22 protein-coding genes are annotated in these 20,206 nt (G+C 49.6%); 16 read left to right on the top strand and 6 right to left on the bottom strand.

Annotation, left to right across the window (positions count from 1 at the left end; genetic code table 11):
* The first annotated feature begins 4 nt into the window (after positions 1-4).
* The 14 genes from lptE to lipA all read left to right on the top strand — a co-directional run bounded on the left by lptE (position 5) and on the right by lipA (position 12,942).
* Positions 5-586, top strand: a complete 582-nt coding sequence (lptE, locus tag ACJHXA_RS13820) for an LPS assembly lipoprotein LptE (protein WP_001269673.1) — start codon at positions 5-7, stop codon at positions 584-586.
* Positions 586-1,617, top strand: a complete 1,032-nt coding sequence (gene holA, locus ACJHXA_RS13815; protein ID WP_000620532.1) for a DNA polymerase III subunit delta — start codon at positions 586-588, stop codon at positions 1,615-1,617. Before lptE ends, holA begins: the two co-directional genes overlap by 1 nt.
* A gap of 1 nt (position 1,618) precedes the next feature.
* Positions 1,619-2,260 (top strand): nicotinate-nucleotide adenylyltransferase, encoded by a 642-nt coding sequence (gene nadD / locus ACJHXA_RS13810; RefSeq protein ID WP_000838889.1) that lies wholly within the window; start codon positions 1,619-1,621, stop codon positions 2,258-2,260.
* Between the two features lie 23 nt (positions 2,261-2,283).
* Positions 2,284-2,895, top strand: coding sequence for an adenosylcobalamin/alpha-ribazole phosphatase (locus tag ACJHXA_RS13805; RefSeq protein ID WP_001241899.1), 612 nt, complete (start codon positions 2,284-2,286; stop codon positions 2,893-2,895).
* A gap of 259 nt (positions 2,896-3,154) precedes the next feature.
* A complete protein-coding gene (rsfS, locus tag ACJHXA_RS13800; protein WP_001161664.1) occupies positions 3,155-3,472 on the top strand; it encodes a ribosome silencing factor in 318 nt (105 codons plus the stop codon).
* 3 nt (positions 3,473-3,475) lie between these two features.
* Complete coding sequence (rlmH, locus tag ACJHXA_RS13795) at positions 3,476-3,943, top strand: 23S rRNA (pseudouridine(1915)-N(3))-methyltransferase RlmH (RefSeq protein ID WP_000776104.1); 468 nt, start codon at positions 3,476-3,478, stop codon at positions 3,941-3,943.
* Between the two features lie 30 nt (positions 3,944-3,973).
* On the top strand, positions 3,974-5,875 hold the full coding sequence (gene mrdA, locus ACJHXA_RS13790; protein WP_000776191.1) for a peptidoglycan DD-transpeptidase MrdA: 1,902 nt from the start codon (positions 3,974-3,976) through the stop codon (positions 5,873-5,875).
* Positions 5,876-5,877: 2 nt separating this feature from the next.
* The gene (mrdB, locus tag ACJHXA_RS13785; RefSeq protein WP_000131719.1) at positions 5,878-6,990 is read left to right on the top strand and encodes a peptidoglycan glycosyltransferase MrdB; all 1,113 of its coding nucleotides are present in this window, start codon (positions 5,878-5,880) and stop codon (positions 6,988-6,990) included.
* A 10-nt stretch (positions 6,991-7,000) separates the two neighbouring features.
* Positions 7,001-8,089 carry an endolytic peptidoglycan transglycosylase RlpA gene (gene rlpA, locus ACJHXA_RS13780; protein ID WP_001231415.1) on the top strand — a complete coding sequence of 363 codons (1,089 nt, stop codon included), beginning with the start codon at positions 7,001-7,003 and terminating at the stop codon, positions 8,087-8,089.
* 139 nt (positions 8,090-8,228) lie between these two features.
* Positions 8,229-9,440 (top strand): D-alanyl-D-alanine carboxypeptidase DacA, encoded by a 1,212-nt coding sequence (gene dacA, locus ACJHXA_RS13775; RefSeq protein ID WP_001092082.1) that lies wholly within the window; start codon positions 8,229-8,231, stop codon positions 9,438-9,440.
* A gap of 110 nt (positions 9,441-9,550) precedes the next feature.
* Positions 9,551-9,814, top strand: coding sequence for a DUF493 family protein YbeD (gene ybeD / locus ACJHXA_RS13770; RefSeq protein WP_000850550.1), 264 nt, complete (start codon positions 9,551-9,553; stop codon positions 9,812-9,814).
* A 100-nt stretch (positions 9,815-9,914) separates the two neighbouring features.
* Complete coding sequence (lipB, locus tag ACJHXA_RS13765; RefSeq protein ID WP_000284027.1) at positions 9,915-10,556, top strand: lipoyl(octanoyl) transferase LipB; 642 nt, start codon at positions 9,915-9,917, stop codon at positions 10,554-10,556.
* A gap of 258 nt (positions 10,557-10,814) precedes the next feature.
* Positions 10,815-11,768, top strand: a complete 954-nt coding sequence (locus tag ACJHXA_RS13760) for a YbeF family transcriptional regulator (RefSeq protein ID WP_000378026.1) — start codon at positions 10,815-10,817, stop codon at positions 11,766-11,768.
* A gap of 208 nt (positions 11,769-11,976) precedes the next feature.
* Complete coding sequence (gene lipA, locus ACJHXA_RS13755; RefSeq protein ID WP_000042632.1) at positions 11,977-12,942, top strand: lipoyl synthase; 966 nt, start codon at positions 11,977-11,979, stop codon at positions 12,940-12,942.
* Positions 12,943-13,042: 100 nt separating this feature from the next.
* Here the strand turns inward: lipA and tatE are convergent, their stop codons facing one another.
* Together tatE and ACJHXA_RS13745 are read right to left on the bottom strand one after the other, a co-directional pair.
* Entirely contained in the window at positions 13,043-13,246 is a 204-nt protein-coding gene (tatE, locus tag ACJHXA_RS13750) for a twin-arginine translocase subunit TatE (RefSeq protein ID WP_000503931.1), read from the bottom strand.
* Between the two features lie 128 nt (positions 13,247-13,374).
* On the bottom strand, positions 13,375-14,163 hold the full coding sequence (locus ACJHXA_RS13745) for a deaminated glutathione amidase (RefSeq protein WP_000959109.1): 789 nt from the start codon (positions 14,161-14,163) through the stop codon (positions 13,375-13,377).
* A 92-nt stretch (positions 14,164-14,255) separates the two neighbouring features.
* Between ACJHXA_RS13745 and crcB the strand changes: the two genes are divergently transcribed.
* Complete coding sequence (crcB, locus tag ACJHXA_RS13740; RefSeq protein ID WP_000939738.1) at positions 14,256-14,639, top strand: fluoride efflux transporter CrcB; 384 nt, start codon at positions 14,256-14,258, stop codon at positions 14,637-14,639.
* 54 nt (positions 14,640-14,693) lie between these two features.
* On the opposite strand, the gene cspE is transcribed toward crcB, so the two are convergent.
* Complete coding sequence (cspE, locus tag ACJHXA_RS13735; RefSeq protein ID WP_000034825.1) at positions 14,694-14,903, bottom strand: transcription antiterminator/RNA stability regulator CspE; 210 nt, start codon at positions 14,901-14,903, stop codon at positions 14,694-14,696.
* A 174-nt stretch (positions 14,904-15,077) separates the two neighbouring features.
* The gene (gene pagP, locus ACJHXA_RS13730) at positions 15,078-15,638 is read right to left on the bottom strand and encodes a lipid IV(A) palmitoyltransferase PagP (RefSeq protein ID WP_001315328.1); all 561 of its coding nucleotides are present in this window, start codon (positions 15,636-15,638) and stop codon (positions 15,078-15,080) included.
* Between the two features lie 587 nt (positions 15,639-16,225).
* Between pagP and dcuC the strand changes: the two genes are divergently transcribed.
* The gene (gene dcuC, locus ACJHXA_RS13725) at positions 16,226-17,611 is read left to right on the top strand and encodes an anaerobic C4-dicarboxylate transporter DcuC (RefSeq protein WP_000955063.1); all 1,386 of its coding nucleotides are present in this window, start codon (positions 16,226-16,228) and stop codon (positions 17,609-17,611) included.
* A 40-nt stretch (positions 17,612-17,651) separates the two neighbouring features.
* Here dcuC and dpiA read toward each other — a convergent pair whose 3' ends face one another.
* Both dpiA and dpiB read right to left on the bottom strand, forming a co-directional pair.
* On the bottom strand, positions 17,652-18,332 hold the full coding sequence (dpiA, locus tag ACJHXA_RS13720) for a two-component response regulator DpiA (RefSeq protein ID WP_000126500.1): 681 nt from the start codon (positions 18,330-18,332) through the stop codon (positions 17,652-17,654).
* Positions 18,301-19,959 (bottom strand): sensor histidine kinase DpiB, encoded by a 1,659-nt coding sequence (gene dpiB, locus ACJHXA_RS13715; RefSeq protein WP_001315326.1) that lies wholly within the window; start codon positions 19,957-19,959, stop codon positions 18,301-18,303. The genes dpiA and dpiB overlap by 32 nt, the downstream gene beginning before the upstream one ends.
* Positions 19,960-20,206 lie beyond the last annotated feature (247 nt).

Below are 20,206 nucleotides of genomic sequence, written 5' to 3'. Positions count from 1 at the left end.
AAGCGTGCGATATCTGGCAACATTGTTGTTATCTCTGGCGGTGTTAATCACCGCCGGGTGTGGCTGGCATCTGCGTGATACCACGCAGGTTCCTTCCACTATGAAGGTCATGATCCTGGACTCAGGCGATCCGAACGGGCCATTAAGCCGTGCGGTGCGTAACCAGTTACGTCTGAATGGTGTCGAGTTGCTTGATAAAGAAACCACGCGTAAGGACGTTCCATCCCTGCGTTTGGGTAAAGTGAGCATCGCGAAAGATACCGCATCGGTATTCCGTAACGGTCAAACAGCAGAGTATCAGATGATCATGACGGTGAATGCGACCGTGTTGATCCCCGGCCGTGATATCTACCCGATTAGTGCCAAAGTCTTCCGTTCGTTCTTTGATAACCCGCAAATGGCGTTAGCGAAAGATAACGAACAAGACATGATCGTAAAAGAGATGTACGACCGTGCTGCCGAACAGCTGATTCGTAAGCTGCCAAGCATCCGTGCTGCGGATATTCGTTCCGACGAAGAACAGACGTCGACCACAACGGATACTCCGGCAACGCCTGCACGCGTCTCCACCACGCTGGGTAACTGATGATTCGGTTGTACCCGGAACAACTCCGCGCGCAGCTCAATGAAGGGCTGCGCGCGGCGTATCTTTTACTTGGTAACGATCCTCTGTTATTGCAGGAAAGCCAGGACGCTGTTCGTCAGGTAGCTGCGGCACAAGGATTCGAAGAACACCACACTTTTTCCATTGATCCCAACACTGACTGGAATGCGATCTTTTCGTTATGCCAGGCTATGAGTCTGTTTGCCAGTCGACAAACGCTATTGCTGTTGTTACCAGAAAACGGACCGAATGCGGCGATCAATGAACAACTTCTCACACTCACCGGACTTCTGCATGACGACCTGCTGTTGATCGTCCGCGGTAATAAATTAAGCAAAGCGCAAGAAAATGCCGCCTGGTTTACTGCTCTTGCGAATCGCAGCGTGCAGGTGACCTGTCAGACACCGGAGCAGGCTCAGCTTCCCCGCTGGGTTGCTGCGCGCGCAAAACAGCTCAACTTAGAACTGGATGACGCTGCAAATCAGGTGCTCTGCTACTGTTATGAAGGTAACCTGCTGGCGCTGGCTCAGGCACTGGAGCGTTTATCGCTGCTCTGGCCAGACGGCAAATTGACATTACCGCGCGTTGAACAGGCGGTGAATGATGCCGCGCATTTCACCCCTTTTCATTGGGTTGATGCTTTGTTGATGGGAAAAAGTAAGCGCGCGTTGCATATTCTTCAGCAACTGCGTCTGGAAGGCAGCGAGCCGGTTATTTTGTTGCGCACATTACAACGTGAACTGTTGTTACTGGTTAACCTGAAACGCCAGTCTGCCCATACGCCACTGCGTGCGTTGTTTGATAAGCATCGGGTATGGCAGAACCGCCGGGGCATGATGGGCGAGGCGTTAAATCGCTTAAGCCAGCCGCAGTTACGTCAGGCCGTGCAACTCCTGACACGAACGGAACTCACCCTCAAACAAGATTACGGTCAGTCAGTGTGGGCAGAGCTGGAAGGGTTATCTCTTCTGTTGTGCCATAAACCCCTGGCGGACGTATTTATCGACGGTTGATATGAAATCTTTACAGGCTCTGTTTGGCGGCACCTTTGATCCGGTGCACTATGGTCATCTTAAACCCGTGGAAACGCTGGCGAATTTGATTGGTCTGACGCGGGTCACAATCATCCCTAATAATGTTCCTCCGCATCGTCCCCAGCCGGAAGCGAACAGCGTGCAGCGTAAACACATGCTTGAACTGGCGATTGCCGACAAGCCATTATTTACTCTTGATGAACGCGAGCTAAAGCGCAATGCCCCCTCTTACACTGCGCAAACACTGAAAGAGTGGCGGCAGGAACAAGGGCCGGACGTGCCGCTGGCGTTTATTATTGGTCAGGATTCATTGCTGACCTTTCCGACCTGGTACGAATACGAAACGATACTCGACAATGCACATTTGATCGTCTGTCGGCGTCCAGGTTACCCACTTGAAATGGCGCAACCGCAATACCAGCAATGGCTGGAAGATCATTTGACACATAACCCGGAAGATCTTCACCTTCAGCCTGCCGGTAAAATTTATCTGGCTGAAACGCCGTGGTTTAACATCTCGGCGACCATCATCCGCGAACGTTTGCAAAACGGTGAATCGTGTGAGGATTTATTGCCGGAACCGGTACTGACTTACATTAACCAACAAGGCTTGTATCGCTGATACCTGTCGTTACGGAGGGCATGATGCGACTGTGGTTAATTCGTCATGGCGAAACGCAAGCGAATGTCGATGGTCTGTACAGCGGTCATGCGCCCACACCCCTGACCGCACGCGGTATTGAGCAAGCGCAAAATCTGCATACGCTGCTACATGGTGTTTCCTTTGATCTGGTTTTATGCAGTGAACTGGAACGGGCACAGCATACCGCGCGACTGGTTCTCAGTGACCGCCAGCTCCCCGTGCAAATCATCCCTGAACTCAACGAAATGTTTTTTGGCGACTGGGAGATGCGACATCATCGCGACCTCATGCAAGAAGATGCCGAAAACTATAGCGCGTGGTGCAATGACTGGCAGCATGCAATCCCCACGAACGGTGAAGGATTTCAGGCATTTTCGCAACGTGTGGAACGCTTTATCGCAAGGCTTAGTGAATTTCAGCACTATCAGAATATTTTAGTCGTCAGCCATCAGGGTGTACTGAGTCTGTTAATCGCCCGTTTAATTGGCATGCCTGCCGAGGCTATGTGGCATTTTCGCGTTGACCAGGGGTGTTGGAGCACCATTGATATCAACCAAAAATTCGCGACGCTACGCGTCCTCAATAGCCGTGCCATCGGGGTCGAGAATGCATGACTTTTCTGTTTTTTTACGGGTAAGCCGCAACGACCATTGACAGACCCGGGCAGGCTGATATTCTCCGCAGCCAGACTTTTTTCGCCAGACACGACTTTGTAGAAATTGTTTTACAAAAATGGCGATGCAATCTGCGGCGCGGGGTGGGATGATAGCCCACTTTCGAAAGCCGATTCGGCGACAATTGTCCCGAAATCGCCTCTGGTTCAGGTATACTGACAGACCATTTTTATCTATTTGATTCACCCAGGGGGAAAACTTGCAGGGTAAAGCACTCCAGGATTTTGTTATCGACAAAATTGATGACCTCAAAGGTCAGGACATCATCGCCTTAGACGTTCAAGGCAAATCCAGCATCACCGACTGCATGATCATCTGTACGGGTACGTCCAGCCGTCATGTTATGTCCATTGCTGACCACGTTGTGCAGGAGTCTCGCGCAGCGGGCCTGTTACCGCTCGGCGTAGAAGGTGAAAACAGCGCCGACTGGATTGTCGTGGATTTGGGCGATGTGATTGTCCATGTCATGCAGGAAGAGAGCCGTCGCCTGTATGAACTGGAAAAACTCTGGAGTTAATGCGTGAAGCTGCAACTTGTCGCCGTGGGAACGAAAATGCCGGACTGGGTACAAACCGGTTTTACCGAGTACCTGCGTCGTTTTCCGAAAGATATGCCCTTCGAGCTGATTGAAATTCCGGCCGGAAAACGCGGCAAGAATGCGGACATCAAGCGCATACTCGACAAAGAGGGTGAGCAGATGTTGGCGGCCGCAGGCAAAAACCGCATTGTCACCCTCGATATTCCAGGCAAGCCCTGGGATACGCCGCAGTTAGCCGCTGAGCTGGAACGCTGGAAGCTGGATGGTCGCGACGTCAGTCTACTGATTGGCGGGCCTGAAGGGTTGTCGCCTGCCTGTAAAGCGGCGGCGGAGCAGAGCTGGTCGCTGTCGGCGCTTACCCTCCCCCATCCGCTGGTTCGCGTGCTGGTCGCAGAGAGTCTGTACCGGGCGTGGAGCATCACCACCAACCATCCTTATCACCGTGAGTGATAAGGGAGCTTTGAGTAGAAAACGCAGCGGATGAAACTACAGAACTCTTTTCGCGACTATACGGCAGAGTCCGCGCTGTTTGTGCGCCGGGCGCTGGTCGCCTTTTTGGGGATTTTGCTGCTGACCGGCGTGCTTATCGCCAACCTGTATAATCTGCAAATTGTTCGCTTTACCGACTACCAGACTCGCTCTAATGAAAACCGCATTAAGCTGGTGCCTATCGCGCCCAGCCGCGGCATTATCTACGACCGTAATGGTATCCCTCTGGCCCTCAACCGCACTATCTACCAGATAGAAATGATGCCAGAGAAAGTCGATAACGTGCAGCAAACGCTGGACGCTTTGCGCAGCGTGGTTGATCTGACCGATGACGATATTGCTGCATTCCGAAAAGAGCGCGCACGTTCACACCGTTTCACCTCTATTCCGGTGAAAACTAACCTGACCGAAGTACAAGTAGCTCGCTTTGCCGTCAATCAGTACCGTTTTCCGGGTGTCGAAGTTAAAGGCTATAAACGTCGTTACTATCCTTACGGTTCGGCGTTGACCCACGTCATCGGCTATGTGTCGAAAATCAACGATAAAGACGTCGAACGCCTGAATAATGACGGCAAACTGGCCAACTATGCGGCAACGCATGATATCGGTAAGCTGGGCATTGAGCGTTACTATGAAGACGTGCTGCACGGTCAGACCGGTTATGAAGAGGTTGAAGTTAACAACCGTGGGCGTGTTATCCGCCAGTTAAAAGAAGTACCACCGCAAGCCGGACACGATATTTACCTGACGCTGGATCTCAAACTCCAGCAATATATTGAAACGCTGCTGGCGGGTAGCCGCGCAGCTGTGGTTGTCACCGATCCGCGTACAGGTGGGGTGCTGGCGCTGGTTTCCACGCCTAGTTATGACCCAAACCTGTTTGTTGACGGTATCTCCAGCAAAGATTATTCCGCCTTGTTGAACGACCCGAATACACCGCTGGTGAACCGCGCCACACAGGGGGTTTATCCTCCCGCGTCTACAGTTAAACCCTATGTGGCGGTTTCGGCATTGAGCGCCGGGGTGATCACGCGCAATACGACGCTGTTTGACCCAGGCTGGTGGCAACTGCCAGGTTCGGAAAAACGTTATCGTGACTGGAAAAAATGGGGCCACGGGCGTCTGAATGTCACAAGATCGCTGGAAGAATCTGCGGATACCTTCTTCTATCAGGTGGCCTACGATATGGGGATCGATCGCCTCTCCGAATGGATGGGTAAATTCGGTTATGGTCATTACACCGGTATCGACCTGGCGGAAGAACGTTCCGGCAACATGCCTACCCGCGAATGGAAACAGAAACGCTTTAAAAAACCGTGGTATCAGGGTGACACCATTCCGGTTGGTATCGGTCAGGGTTACTGGACAGCGACCCCAATCCAGATGAGTAAGGCACTGATGATCCTGATTAATGACGGTATCGTGAAGGTTCCTCATTTGCTGATGAGCACCGCCGAAGACGGCAAACAGGTGCCATGGGTACAGCCGCATGAACCGCCCGTCGGCGATATTCATTCCGGTTACTGGGAGCTGGCGAAAGACGGTATGTACGGTGTTGCTAACCGCCCTAACGGTACGGCGCATAAATACTTTGCCAGCGCACCGTACAAAATTGCGGCGAAATCCGGTACCGCTCAGGTCTTCGGTCTGAAAGCGAACGAAACCTATAATGCGCACAAAATTGCCGAGCGTTTACGTGACCACAAACTGATGACCGCCTTTGCGCCATACAACAATCCGCAAGTGGCTGTCGCCATGATTCTGGAGAACGGTGGTGCGGGTCCGGCGGTTGGGACACTGATGCGCCAGATCCTCGACCACATTATGCTGGGTGATAACAACACCGATCTGCCTGCGGAAAATCCAGCGGTTGCCGCAGCGGAGGACCATTAATCATGACGGATAATCCGAATAAAAAAACATTCTGGGATAAAGTCCATCTCGATCCCACAATGCTGCTGATCTTACTGGCATTGCTGGTTTACAGCGCCCTGGTTATCTGGAGCGCCAGCGGTCAGGATATTGGCATGATGGAGCGTAAAATCGGCCAAATCGCGATGGGTCTGGTCATCATGGTGGTGATGGCGCAAATTCCTCCACGCGTTTATGAAGGCTGGGCCCCCTATCTCTATATCATCTGTATTATTTTGCTGGTGGCGGTAGATGCTTTCGGTGCCATCTCTAAAGGTGCTCAACGCTGGCTGGACCTCGGTATTGTTCGTTTTCAGCCGTCGGAAATTGCCAAAATAGCCGTACCACTGATGGTTGCGCGCTTTATCAACCGCGACGTTTGCCCGCCATCGTTGAAGAACACTGGCATCGCGCTGGTGCTGATATTTATGCCCACGCTGCTGGTGGCTGCACAGCCTGACCTGGGAACATCAATCCTCGTTGCGCTTTCCGGTCTGTTTGTACTGTTCCTCTCTGGCCTTAGCTGGCGTCTGATTGGCGTCGCAGTAGTGCTGGTGGCGGCGTTCATTCCGATTCTGTGGTTCTTCCTGATGCATGATTACCAGCGCCAGCGCGTAATGATGCTCCTGGACCCGGAATCAGACCCACTCGGCGCGGGCTATCACATTATTCAGTCTAAAATTGCTATTGGCTCCGGCGGATTACGCGGCAAAGGCTGGCTGCATGGCACTCAGTCACAACTTGAATTTCTACCCGAACGCCATACCGACTTTATCTTCGCGGTACTGGCGGAAGAGCTGGGATTAGTGGGCATTCTGATTCTGCTCGCTCTCTACATTCTGCTGATCATGCGCGGGCTGTGGATAGCCGCCAGAGCGCAAACCACCTTTGGTCGCGTCATGGCTGGCGGCTTAATGCTGATATTATTCGTTTATGTCTTCGTAAATATTGGTATGGTAAGCGGTATTCTGCCGGTTGTAGGGGTTCCGCTCCCACTGGTCAGTTATGGAGGATCAGCGCTAATTGTGCTGATGGCTGGGTTCGGGATTGTAATGTCAATCCACACCCACAGGAAAATGTTGTCGAAAAGCGTGTAAGAGGTGCGCAATGCGTAAGCAGTGGCTCGGGATCTGCATCGCGGCAGGAATGCTCGCGGCATGTACAAGCGATGATGGTCAGCAACAGACGGTAAGTGTACCGCAGCCTGCGGTATGTAACGGCCCCATAGTTGAAATTAGCGGGGCGGACCCGCGTTTCGAACCACTGAACGCGACGGCAAATCAGGATTACCAGCGCGACGGTAAAAGCTACAAAATCGTGCAGGATCCGTCTCGATTTAGCCAGGCGGGACTGGCGGCAATCTATGATGCCGAACCAGGCAGTAACCTGACGGCCTCTGGCGAAGCTTTCGATCCGACACAGTTGACGGCGGCCCATCCAACGCTTCCGATCCCCAGCTACGCCAGAATCACTAACCTGGCTAACGGGCGAATGATCGTGGTGCGCATTAATGATCGCGGCCCCTACGGCAACGACCGCGTAATTTCGCTTTCTCGCGCAGCAGCTGACCGTCTTAACACGTCAAACAACACCAAAGTTCGTATCGATCCGATTATTGTCGCCCAGGATGGTTCGCTTTCTGGTCCTGGTATGGCTTGTACCACAGTCGCCAAACAGACTTACGCCCTGCCTGCACCTCCCGATTTAAGCGGTGGCGCGGGGGCAAGTTCAGTGTCTGGCCCGCAGGGTGACATTCTTCCGGTCAGTAACTCGACGCTAAAAAGCGAAGATCCGACCGGCGCGCCGGTAACCAGTAGCGGTTTCCTCGGCGCTCCAACGACCTTAGCGCCTGGTGTACTGGAAAGCAGCGAACCGACACCTGCACCACAGCCCGTTGTTACAGCTCCGTCGACAACGCCTGCAACCTCGCCTGCAATGGTGACACCGCAAGCCGCCTCGCAAAGCGCCAGCGGCAACTTTATGGTGCAAGTCGGGGCCGTTAGCGATCAGGCTCGTGCGCAACAGTACCAACAGCAACTGGGACAGAAGTTCGGCGTCCCCGGTCGCGTAACTCAAAATGGCGCGGTCTGGCGTATCCAGCTTGGCCCATTCGCCAGTAAAGCCGAAGCCAGTACCTTGCAGCAACGTTTGCAAACCGAAGCCCAATTACAGTCATTTATTACCACCGCGCAGTAGCGTAAAGCAGGCATCTGATGTGTCAATTTCTGTAAATGACGTTAACAAAGTCACGCGGAAAGTCAGATGCCTGCCGGTAGTGCATTTGCTATAGTAGGGCACTTTTTTTAATTCCATCACGGATGTCGTAGTTCAGACCATGAATACCATTTTTTCCGCTCGTATCATGAAGCGCCTGGCGCTCACCACGGCTCTTTGCACAGCCTTTATCTCTGCTGCACATGCCGATGACCTGAATATCAAAACTATGATCCCGGGTGTACCGCAGATCGATGCGGAGTCCTACATCCTGATTGACTATAACTCCGGCAAAGTGCTCGCCGAACAGAACGCAGATGTCCGCCGCGATCCTGCCAGCCTGACCAAAATGATGACCAGTTACGTTATCGGCCAGGCAATGAAAGCCGGTAAATTTAAAGAAACTGATTTAGTCACTATCGGCAACGACGCATGGGCCACCGGTAACCCGGTGTTTAAAGGTTCTTCGCTGATGTTCCTCAAACCGGGCATGCAGGTTCCGGTTTCTCAGCTGATCCGCGGTATTAACCTGCAATCGGGTAACGATGCTTGCGTCGCCATGGCCGATTTTGCCGCTGGTAGCCAGGACGCTTTTGTTGGCTTGATGAACAGCTACGTTAACGCCCTGGGCCTGAAAAACACCCACTTCCAGACGGTACATGGTCTGGATGCTGATGGTCAGTACAGCTCCGCGCGAGATATGGCGCTGATCGGCCAGGCATTGATCCGTGACGTACCGAATGAATACTCGATCTATAAAGAAAAAGAATTTACGTTTAACGGTATTCGCCAGCTGAACCGTAACGGCCTGTTATGGGATAACAGCCTGAATGTCGACGGCATCAAAACCGGACACACTGACAAAGCAGGTTACAACCTTGTTGCTTCTGCGACTGAAGGCCAGATGCGCTTGATTTCTGCGGTGATGGGCGGACGTACTTTTAAAGGCCGTGAAGCCGAAAGTAAAAAACTGCTAACCTGGGGCTTCCGTTTCTTCGAAACCGTTAACCCACTGAAAGTAGGTAAAGAGTTCGCCTCTGAACCGGTTTGGTTTGGTGATTCTGATCGCGCTTCGTTAGGGGTTGATAAAGACGTGTACCTGACCATTCCACGTGGTCGCATGAAAGATCTGAAAGCCAGCTATGTGCTGAACAGCAGTGAATTGCATGCGCCGCTGCAAAAGAATCAGGTCGTCGGAACTATCAACTTCCAGCTTGATGGCAAAACGATCGAGCAACGCCCGCTGGTTGTGTTGCAAGAAATCCCGGAAGGTAACTTCTTCGGCAAAATCATTGATTACATTAAATTAATGTTCCATCACTGGTTTGGTTAAAAATTGAACACTTGAAAGTGTAATTTCCGTCCCCATATACTAAGCATCAGTAAAAAAACTCCCGCCTTCTGGCGGGAGTTGCTATTTAATTACGTTACGCCGGAGCTGACATGAAAACCAAACTTAACGAACTGCTTGAATTCCCTACTCCTTTTACTTACAAAGTTATGGGGCAGGCGTTACCTGAGCTGGTTGATCAGGTGGTTGAAGTGGTACAGCGCCATGCGCCAGGTGACTACACCCCAACGGTAAAACCAAGCAGCAAAGGCAACTACCACTCGGTATCTATCACTATCAACGCCACTCATATCGAGCAGGTTGAAACACTGTATGAAGAACTGGGCAAAATCGATATTGTCCGCATGGTTCTGTAACTCGCTTCTCCGTTACCCGGCTCCTGGTCGGGTAACTCCCCTCTCCTCGCTGTGATATACTTTTCCCCCACTTTTACTCATTCTCCACGGAGATGCCGTTTTGTATCAGGATAAAATTCTTGTCCGCCAGCTCGGTCTTCAGCCTTACGAGCCAATCTCCCAGGCTATGCATGAATTCACCGATACCCGCGATGATAGTACCCTTGATGAAATCTGGCTGGTCGAGCACTATCCGGTATTCACCCAAGGTCAGGCAGGAAAAGCGGAGCACATTTTAATGCCGGGTGATATTCCGGTGATCCAGAGCGATCGCGGTGGGCAGGTGACTTATCACGGGCCGGGACAACAGGTGATGTATGTGTTGCTTAACCTGAAACGCCGTAAACTCGGTGTGCGTGAACTGGTGACCTTGCTTGAGCAAACAGTGGTGAATACCCTGGCTGAACTGGGTATAGAAGCGCATCCTCGGGCTGACGCGCCTGGTGTCTATGTCGGGGAAAAGAAAATTTGCTCACTGGGTTTACGAATTCGACGCGGTTGTTCATTCCACGGTCTGGCATTAAACGTCAATATGGATCTTTCACCATTTTTACGTATTAATCCTTGTGGGTATGCCGGAATGGAAATGGCTAAAATATCACAATGGAAACCCGAAGCGACGACTAATAATATTGCTCCACGTTTACTGGAAAATATTTTAGCGCTACTAAACAATCCGGACTTCGAATATATTACCGCTTAATTCCATACATCAATGGCCCAATTTACACTGGGTCATTACTCATAATACCTGCTAATGCTTTACATCTCCTTCGCGTTTGTATATTTTCTTTATCACTTGCAGAAATGCGGTGCCACGCCTTGCTCCGCAACTCACCCCATTGATTAACCTATTGAAATAGTTGATTATGGTGAGCAAAAGCGTTCCGTTCCAATTAGACATAAGATTATTGTAATTTTTTAAATATTATTTTTCCATGAATAAAATTGGAGTAAGTGCGTGGATAGTAATAATCAAATTGAACCCTGTTTAAGCAGAAAGTCGTCAGAAGGTAAACCACAAATATTTACAACCTTACGAAATATTGATCTTAACCTTCTGACTATTTTTGAAGCTGTATATGTACATAAAGGGATCGTTAATGCAGCGAAAGTGCTTAATCTGACCCCCTCGGCAATCAGTCAGTCTATTCAGAAACTGCGCGTTATATTCCCTGACCCATTGTTTATTCGCAAAGGCCAGGGTGTCACTCCTACCGCATTTGCGATGCATCTACATGAGTATATCAGTCAGGGCCTTGAGTCCATTCTTGGCGCGCTGGATATCGAAGGAAGCTATGATAAGCAACGAACGATAACTATTGCGACCACTCCCTCGGTCGGAGCCCTGGTCCTTCCTGTCATCTATCGGGCGATTAAAACTCACTATCCGCAGCTTTTACTGCGCAACCCGCCCATCAGCGACGCGGAAAACCAACTCAGTCAGTTTCAAACCGATCTCATCATCGATAACATGTTTTGCACCAATCGTACGGTGCAACATCATGTTCTGTTCACCGACAATATGGTGTTAATTTGCCGCGAGGGAAATCCACTACTCTCTTTAGAAGATGACAGAGAGACTATCGACAACGCTGCGCATGTACTTCTGTTACCGGAAGAGCAAAATTTCAGCGGTCTGCGGCAGAGAGTTCAAGAAATGTTTCCGGACCGGCAAATCAATTTCACCAGCTACAACATTTTGACAATCGCTGCACTGGTTGCCAACAGTGACATGTTAGCGATTATTCCCAGCCGTTTTTATAACCTGTTTAGCCGCTGCTGGCCGCTGGAAAAACTGCCTTTTCCGTCCTTAAATGAGGAGCAAATAGATTTCTCTATCCACTACAACAAATTCAGCCTGCGTGATCCCATCCTGCACGGAGTAATAGATGTTATCCGTAATGCATTTTGAAAAAGTATTGTTACAGCCAGATCACAGCGCAGAACGATAAAATGGCACAATCCAACAACAATTTTACATTTTCGCGACCGCTTTGGCTGCTTTCAGGTCCGTTTCAATGATATACTGCCAGTCGTTAATTCAAAAATAGTTGATAATTACAACAATCTATTGAATTGAAACGCTTTCCTTCGTAATTCGCAACTGGAACACGCACGCTATGAGTAAACCCATTGTGATGGAACGCGGTGTTAAATACCGCGATGCCGATAAGATGGCCCTTATCCCGGTTAAAAACGTGGCAACAGAGCGCGAAGCCCTGCTGCGCAAGCCGGAATGGATGAAAATCAAGCTTCCAGCGGACTCTACACGTATCCAGGGCATCAAAGCCGCAATGCGCAAAAATGGCCTGCATTCTGTCTGCGAGGAAGCCTCCTGCCCTAACCTGGCGGAATGCTTCAACCACGGCACAGCAACGTTTATGATCCTCGGCGCTATTTGTACCCGCCGTTGTCCGTTCTGTGATGTTGCCCACGGTCGCCCGGTAGCTCCTGATGCCAATGAACCAGTGAAACTGGCGCAGACCATTGCCGATATGGCGCTGCGTTATGTGGTTATCACCTCCGTTGACCGTGATGACCTGCGCGATGGCGGTGCCCAGCACTTTGCGGATTGCATTACTGCCATTCGGGAAAAAAGCCCGCAAATCAAAATTGAAACTCTGGTGCCGGATTTCCGTGGTCGTATGGATCGTGCTCTGGATATTCTGACTGCAACGCCACCAGATGTGTTCAACCATAACCTGGAAAACGTACCGCGTATTTACCGTCAGGTACGGCCTGGTGCAGATTACAACTGGTCGCTGAAGCTGCTGGAACGCTTTAAAGAAGCGCATCCGGAAATCCCGACCAAGTCTGGTCTGATGGTGGGACTGGGTGAAACCAATGAAGAAATTATTGAGGTAATGCGCGACCTGCGCCGTCATGGTGTGACGATGTTAACGCTGGGGCAATATTTGCAGCCAAGCCGCCATCACCTGCCGGTTCAACGTTACGTTAGCCCGGATGAGTTCGACGAAATGAAAGCCGAAGCGCTGGCGATGGGCTTTACCCATGCTGCATGCGGTCCGTTTGTCCGCTCTTCTTACCACGCCGATTTGCAGGCGAAAGGGATGGAAGTTAAGTAATCCTGTAATAATTACTTACATCTGTCTGATAAAAAACCCGCTTTTTGAAGCGGGTTTTTTGTATCGAACAAGATATTGAGGGAGCGTCCTGCTCGCCACGTCACTCTTTATGAGAGAGCTTTTCAGCCTGAAGATCAACGTCTGCGCCTTTTTTCGCCGCAGCATCGTCATCATTCATCGCCTTCTTGAACCCTTTAATGGCCGCTCCAAGGTCTCCGCCCAGCGTACGTAACTTCTTAGTCCCAAACAGCAGAACGACCAGCGCCGCAACTACTAGCAGTTTGGTAATACTAATCTCACCCATAGATACCTTCTTGACATATAACCGGCAACAGAACGCGCCTTAAAAACCAGAGAATATTAACGGTCATTCGACGCGCGCACACAATAGCAATCTGTAACAAGGTGAATCAAGCGCCGAGTAAAAAAACATCATAATAATTGCGGCGGCGCAAAGCGACGGTTGTTTAAGACGGGCAGTTGCGCGCGCACCTGACGCACACGTTCGGGCGTCACTTCCGCCATAATGAGTGCAGGCATTTCTGACGCTGCCGCAATGGTGACGCCAAAGGGATCTATAATCCGGCTTTGACCGATATTTTTGTTCCCGCACTCCCCCGCCGCCACCATATAACAGGTGGTATCCAGCGCACGAGCGGCAAGCAACGTTGACCAGTGATGCTCTTTGAGCGGCCCGCGAACCCAGGCGGCAGGAAGTACCAGGATTTCAGCTCCCTGTAATGCCTGTGCCAGCGCCAGCTCTGGAAAGCGTAAGTCATAACAGGTCATCAGACCGACCTTCATCCCCTCCACCTCGAGTAACGGAGCGATTTCATTACCAGCATCAACACGGCGTGATTCCTGAATGGCAAATGCATCATAGAGATGCAATTTGGCATAACGGGCGACGATGTTTCCTGCCTGTAGCGCCACCAGCATATTCCATGCGCGCCCCGGCGTTGAAGGAACATGAATCGTCAGAATTGTCGTCATCATGTTACGTTTACTTTCTCGCCGTAAACGTCCGAGGAATTCGCCTTCCAGCAGCTGTGCTGATTTAACCGATAGATCTGCATCATGATCATCGCGCGCCAGCAATGCTTCCGGCAGGACGAACAGCGATACGTCGTTTTCCGCCGCCTGCGCCATCAACGAGGCACAAATCTCAGCGTTCTTTTCCCACACAGATGTAACAGCAAACTGTCCTGCGGCAACCAGCATTGCCACCTCCTGTCAGAGTCGTAAAATTCGCCAACGACGATTATTCGGCGTTACACTTATCACTCATACAAATCAAATAGCAGGATTTTGCAGTGTTACAACTTCTTTTAGCAGTTTTTATTGGCGGTGGTACGGGAAGCGTGGCGAGATGGCTGTTAAGTATGCGATTTAACCCGCTGCATCAGGCGATTCCGTTGGGGACGCTGGCAGCAAACCTGATTGGGGCATTCATCATAGGAATGGGATTCGCATGGTTCAGCAGGATGACGAACATTGATCCAGTGTGGAAAGTATTAATCACCACCGGATTTTGTGGCGGTCTAACAACCTTCTCAACATTTTCGGCAGAAGTGGTGTTTTTGTTACAAGAGGGTCGCTTTGGCTGGGCATTACTGAACGTTTTCGTCAACCTTCTGGGGTCTTTTGCCATGACAGCACTGGCTTTCTGGCTGTTTTCGGCCTCAACCGCACACTAAAGACCAAAAAAAAACCCGCTGATTAAGCGGGTTTTGAATTCTTGCTGACGTATCTTACAGAGCGATTACGTTTGCAGCAGAAGGGCCTTTGGCACCGTTAGTGATTTCGAACTCTACGCGCTGACCTTCAGCAAGAGTTTTAAAACCATTAGTCTGGATTGCAGAGAAGTGTACGAACACGTCTTTGCTGCCGTCTTCCGGAGTAATGAAACCGAATCCTTTGGACTCATTAAACCACTTAACGTTACCTTTAATCTTAGACATCAAAATTACCTTTACATGAAAAATAGACACAAATGCTGTGTCGGTTACCAGTACACCAATTGTGGTACGCTTTGTCCAGTGCAACTTTACTAAAAAGTGATAAAAGTCGCGTTATTTTTGATGTTACTTATTTTAGCTATTGATTTTAAAGAAGTTACTAAAACTTCATTTGTCTCAAAACTGAAAGCGCATCCAGGCAAAGTACACATTGCCATTGTTGTAGGTACCCGGAATGTAGGTCATCTGAAAAGTCACTGGGCCATAACCCACGGAGGCCAATGGCAGTAGAACCGGGAGAGGGATGTAATTCCAGTTATCGCGTGCCGTTACGCCAGCGGTGAATCCCAGACCTAAATGAAAATTTTCATCCGCCAGCGGTCGCCAGGTACTTTCCCATCCGTATCCGGCAATCGGTTCCCATTTGTTCCACGAGTCCTTAAATGCCATGGCATACAGGCCATGCCAGTTTCCTTTTTCATCCCAACGCGACAGGCCAAAACCGCCACCCCACGGTCGCTCGTTATAGCGATCGGTTTTTTCTTTGTCGTAAGCGAAACGTGCATGCCAGGTGATGGCAGGAATATATAAATCATAATGTTCAGGCTGTTGCCAGGTTTGTGCAATATTTTTTCTAAACGTTGTCATCCACTCATCTGCGTTAGCAAAAACTTTACCAACGCTGATTAACTGAATAAAAACAAAGGAAAAGATAGCGACATATTTACTCACGTTCATTTGTGACCATAAAACATTTATCAAAAATCTACTACTAGCATAGCAAAGCTACAATTAACATAACCTTAATAGACCCAACATAAAGAATAATCTGAATAGCTGCTCATTTATTTCCGCTTGTTCAAGTTAAATATTTCCGCGCATCGATTAAAGATGATGCGTCGTTTTCTGCGATGGGAATAGTCAAAAAAGAAAAACCAAGTCTTTTTTGATGACAAAATGCAATCAAGGAAAAATTATTTTATTTTTTAACGAGATACAACAATCATCTTAACGAAGTATATAATATATATCGTCAACCTGTGCTCATATTAGATTATTTTTTGAGCGCACAGCCGCAGCTAACACCATTGCAATTAACAAATTTGCATCAATCCACCATCAATTTGCACACATTATTATGTGATAATTGCCAACCGCTAAATATGCGTTTTGTTATCTATGTATAAAAACAGCAACTTCAATGTCTTAATGGCAGTTTTTCTTGATTTTAATCAGCATTCATCGACAATTTATTGGGCATATTTTTTCCTTAAGCTTTAGGAATTTTTTATTATTTACTTTGGGGCCTGGAGACAGGAAAAATTATGCTGACATTCATTGAACTCCTTATTGGGGTTGTGGTTATTGTGGGTGTAGCTCGCTACATCATTAAAGGGTATTCCGCCACTGGTGTGTTATTTGTCGGTGGCCTGTTATTGCTGATTATCAGTGCCATTATGGGGCACAAAGTGTTACCGTCCAGCCAGGCTTCAACAGGCTACAGCGCCACGGATATCGTTGAATACGTTAAAATATTACTAATGAGCCGCGGCGGCGACCTCGGCATGATGATTATGATGCTGTGTGGATTTGCCGCTTACATGACCCATATCGGCGCGAATGATATGGTGGTCAAGCTGGCGTCAAAACCATTGCAGTATATTAACTCCCCTTACCTGCTGATGATTGCCGCCTATTTTGTCGCCTGTCTGATGTCTCTGGCCGTCTCTTCCGCAACCGGTCTGGGTGTTTTGCTGATGGCAACCCTATTTCCGGTGATGGTAAACGTTGGTATCAGTCGTGGCGCAGCTGCTGCCATTTGTGCCTCCCCGGCGGCGATTATTCTCGCACCGACTTCAGGGGATGTGGTGCTGGCGGCGCAAGCTTCCGAAATGTCGCTGATTGACTTCGCCTTCAAAACGACGCTGCCTATCTCAATTGCTGCAATTATCGGCATGGCGATCGCCCACTTCTTCTGGCAACGTTATCTGGATAAAAAAGAGCACATCTCTCATGAAATGTTAGATGTCAGTGAAATCACCACCACTGCTCCTGCGTTTTATGCCATTTTGCCGTTCACGCCGATCATCGGTGTACTGATTTTTGACGGTAAATGGGGTCCGCAATTACACATCATCACTATTCTGGTGATTTGTATGCTGATTGCCTCCATTCTGGAGTTCCTCCGCAGCTTTAATACCCAGAAAGTTTTCTCTGGTCTGGAAGTGGCTTATCGCGGGATGGCAGATGCGTTTGCTAACGTGGTGATGCTGCTGGTTGCCGCTGGGGTATTCGCTCAGGGGCTTAGCACCATCGGCTTTATTCAAAGTCTGATTTCTATCGCTACCTCGTTTGGTTCAGCGAGTATCATCCTGATGCTGGTATTGGTGATTCTGACCATGCTGGCGGCAGTCACGACCGGTTCAGGCAATGCGCCGTTTTATGCGTTTGTTGAGATGATCCCGAAACTGGCGCACTCTTCCGGCATTAACCCGGCGTATTTGACTATCCCGATGCTGCAGGCGTCAAACCTGGGTCGTACCCTATCACCCGTTTCTGGCGTAGTCGTTGCGGTTGCCGGGATGGCGAAAATCTCACCATTTGAAGTCGTAAAACGCACCTCGGTGCCGGTGCTTGTTGGGCTAGTGATTGTTATCGTTGCTACAGAGCTGATGGTGCCAGGAACGGCAGCAGCGGTCACAGGCAAGTAAATAGTAATGCCGGAGGCAAGTTTCCTCCGGCTTTTTCATGTCACCCACTGTGGTATATACGTTGCGGTCTGCCAACTTTGCCGTGAACAATTTCAGCAATAATCAGATGGCGGCTGGCGCAATATTCAAGATAACGCCTGGCAGTGGTGCGGCTGATGGTCAGTGCCTGCGCCACCGTTTCTGCCGTATGTTGCACACCAGGCTCTTTGAACAGTTTTCGCACCGCGTTTAGCGTCAAAGGGTCAATGCCGGTCGGTAGCTCGTCCTTAGGTTCACCGCGAGCATAAGCATTAAACATCTCATCAATTTGCTTCTGGCTGGCGCTATCAATACTTTCCAGCATATGTTTACGCTGGCGGAAACGGGTTAGCGTTTGCCCCAGCCGTTCATAGGCAATGGGCTTAATGAGATAATCAAATACACCACAACGTACGGCTTCAGACACCGTTTCCATATCGCTGGCTGCAGTGGTAAACACCACGTCGCCGGGATAATGCGCCTGCACCAGTTCATGCAGTAAATTAATCCCTCTACCGTCAGGAAGATAGTTATCGAGCAAGATTAGCCCCGGCTTAAAACGCTCGATCATCATTCGGGCCTGCGCCAGGTTTCCCGCCAGTAATATCTGACTGAATCCGGGAATGTGACGAATATATTCCGCATGCATCTCTGCCAGCGGCGTTTCGTCCTCAACGATCAATAGGGTTAATGGAGCTGTCATTAGGTTTCACTTTCGGAATATAGATTGAAAATAAGGTACCGCAGGGATCATTATCTTCGAGAGTGATAACACCACCGCAGCGCATTACGTAGCTGGCAATCAAGTACAACCCAATGCCATGTTCACCGGGCTCGTCAGCACGCGTACTGACCCCCTGCTCAAATATTTTGTCTCGTAGAGACTCTGGAACGCCGCAGCCCTGATCGGCGACTTCAATCACCACATCATCGCCTTCATCGCTGAGGAATAATTCAACGATCTTGTTTCCTTCATCGCTACGCAGGCTGGCTTCGAAGGCGTTATCAAGTAAATTGCCAACAATGGCGGCAAACTCGGTGCTATCCAGTCCTGGCGGCAGTTGCGAAAGCTGGCTACCGGGGACGATGATCATTTTTAGCCCCAGTTCGCGGGCGCGCTGCACTTTACCAAAAAGCAGCCCCGCCACCTGGCGATCGGCAAACGCCTCGCGCAGGCTGTCAATAAGCTGTTGCTGGGCCTGAGACTCCCCCTGCACCATCGCCAGCACGCGATCATACTCTTTCATCTGCAACAGACCATTGAGCGTCGACATCCAATTGAGATGCTCGTGTCGCAATGTACGAAGGCTCTCAACGTATTGTTTTATTTGCGTCAGTTGCGCATTGAGGGTGGAAATTTCGTCTTTACTACGAAAGCTGATAATGGCCCCCAGCAAATCATCACCTGAACGAATAGCTTCCCGGTTGGCAATAACGCTCAGACCGTTAAAGTTCGCCACCACATCCTGACGTTTTTCATCAATCTGTTCGGTAAAGAAATCGGCGGGCCTGACCACTTCAGCAATGGGTTTACCCAACCATTGCCGTCCAGGGGAACTCAGCCCCAGCATCTTTCTTGCGTTACGATTGATGGCGGTAATGTAACCGTGCGGATCCACCGCAATCAGCCCTTCATAAACCGAACTAAACAGCGCCTCTTGCTGACGGACCACCCGTGCGATTTGCTTTGGCTCCATGCCCATCATCTGCCGACGGATATGCGCGGCCAGGAACCACGACAGCAACATCAGAATCCCTAACAGCACGACAAACACGCCTGCCATCGGTAATAAAAACTCAGCCCGCCAGCTATCGATTTTACTCACCAGGTAGCCAATCGACACCACGCCGATGACTTTTCCATCGTCATCAAAGATTGGCGTTTTGGCGCGCATCGCCATACCCATTGACCCTTTCCCGGTAATGAAGTAGCTCTCCCCTTTCTCCAGCGCGCCCTGTTTGGTGAACTGCATAGGATAACCAATTTTCTCCGGATTAGGATGGTAAAGGCGGATCGAGTGCCGGTCGCCAATCACCACATAATCAAAATCGGTATCTCTTTGTAATTTGTTAGCGATGGTCGCCAGCCGTTTGTAGTCACGCGTTTTCACCGCAGAGATGACACTGTCATTGGAGGCAATAATTTTCGCCTGATTCATTGCCATGTCGCGTACATGAAGCGTTAAATAGTCCTCAAAACTGGCCGTAAAATATTGCGCCAGGGCTGCAATGACAAATATTGAGAACACCAGAATCAGCAAAAAGATACGCAGCGGAAATGCCAGTCTTTGGAAAAATGCAAACTGTTTATTCTCGTTAAGCTGCAACATTGTTTTCCTTGCGGGTTGTCCCGAGCCTCTTTGACGGATGTAATTAAAATGTTGAATCAAAATACATAGATATTAATTATGATCGTGGCAAATTTTATTCATTAAATCAATTAAATCACTTAAACCTGCGAGTCATTTCGTAATTACATTAATTAAAAAACTTAAAACCATTAAATAAATAAAAAACCACTAACTCTATGTGAAATAAATCAAAATTTCACGCCGAAATACTCCTTAGGATGTATAG

The sequence above is a fragment of the Escherichia sp. WS33 genome, from assembly GCF_046486385.1.
GTDB lineage: Bacteria > Pseudomonadota > Gammaproteobacteria > Enterobacterales > Enterobacteriaceae > ECMA0423.
Note: the sequence above shows the minus strand (reverse complement) of the source record. Positions and strands in the feature narration are given on the sequence as shown.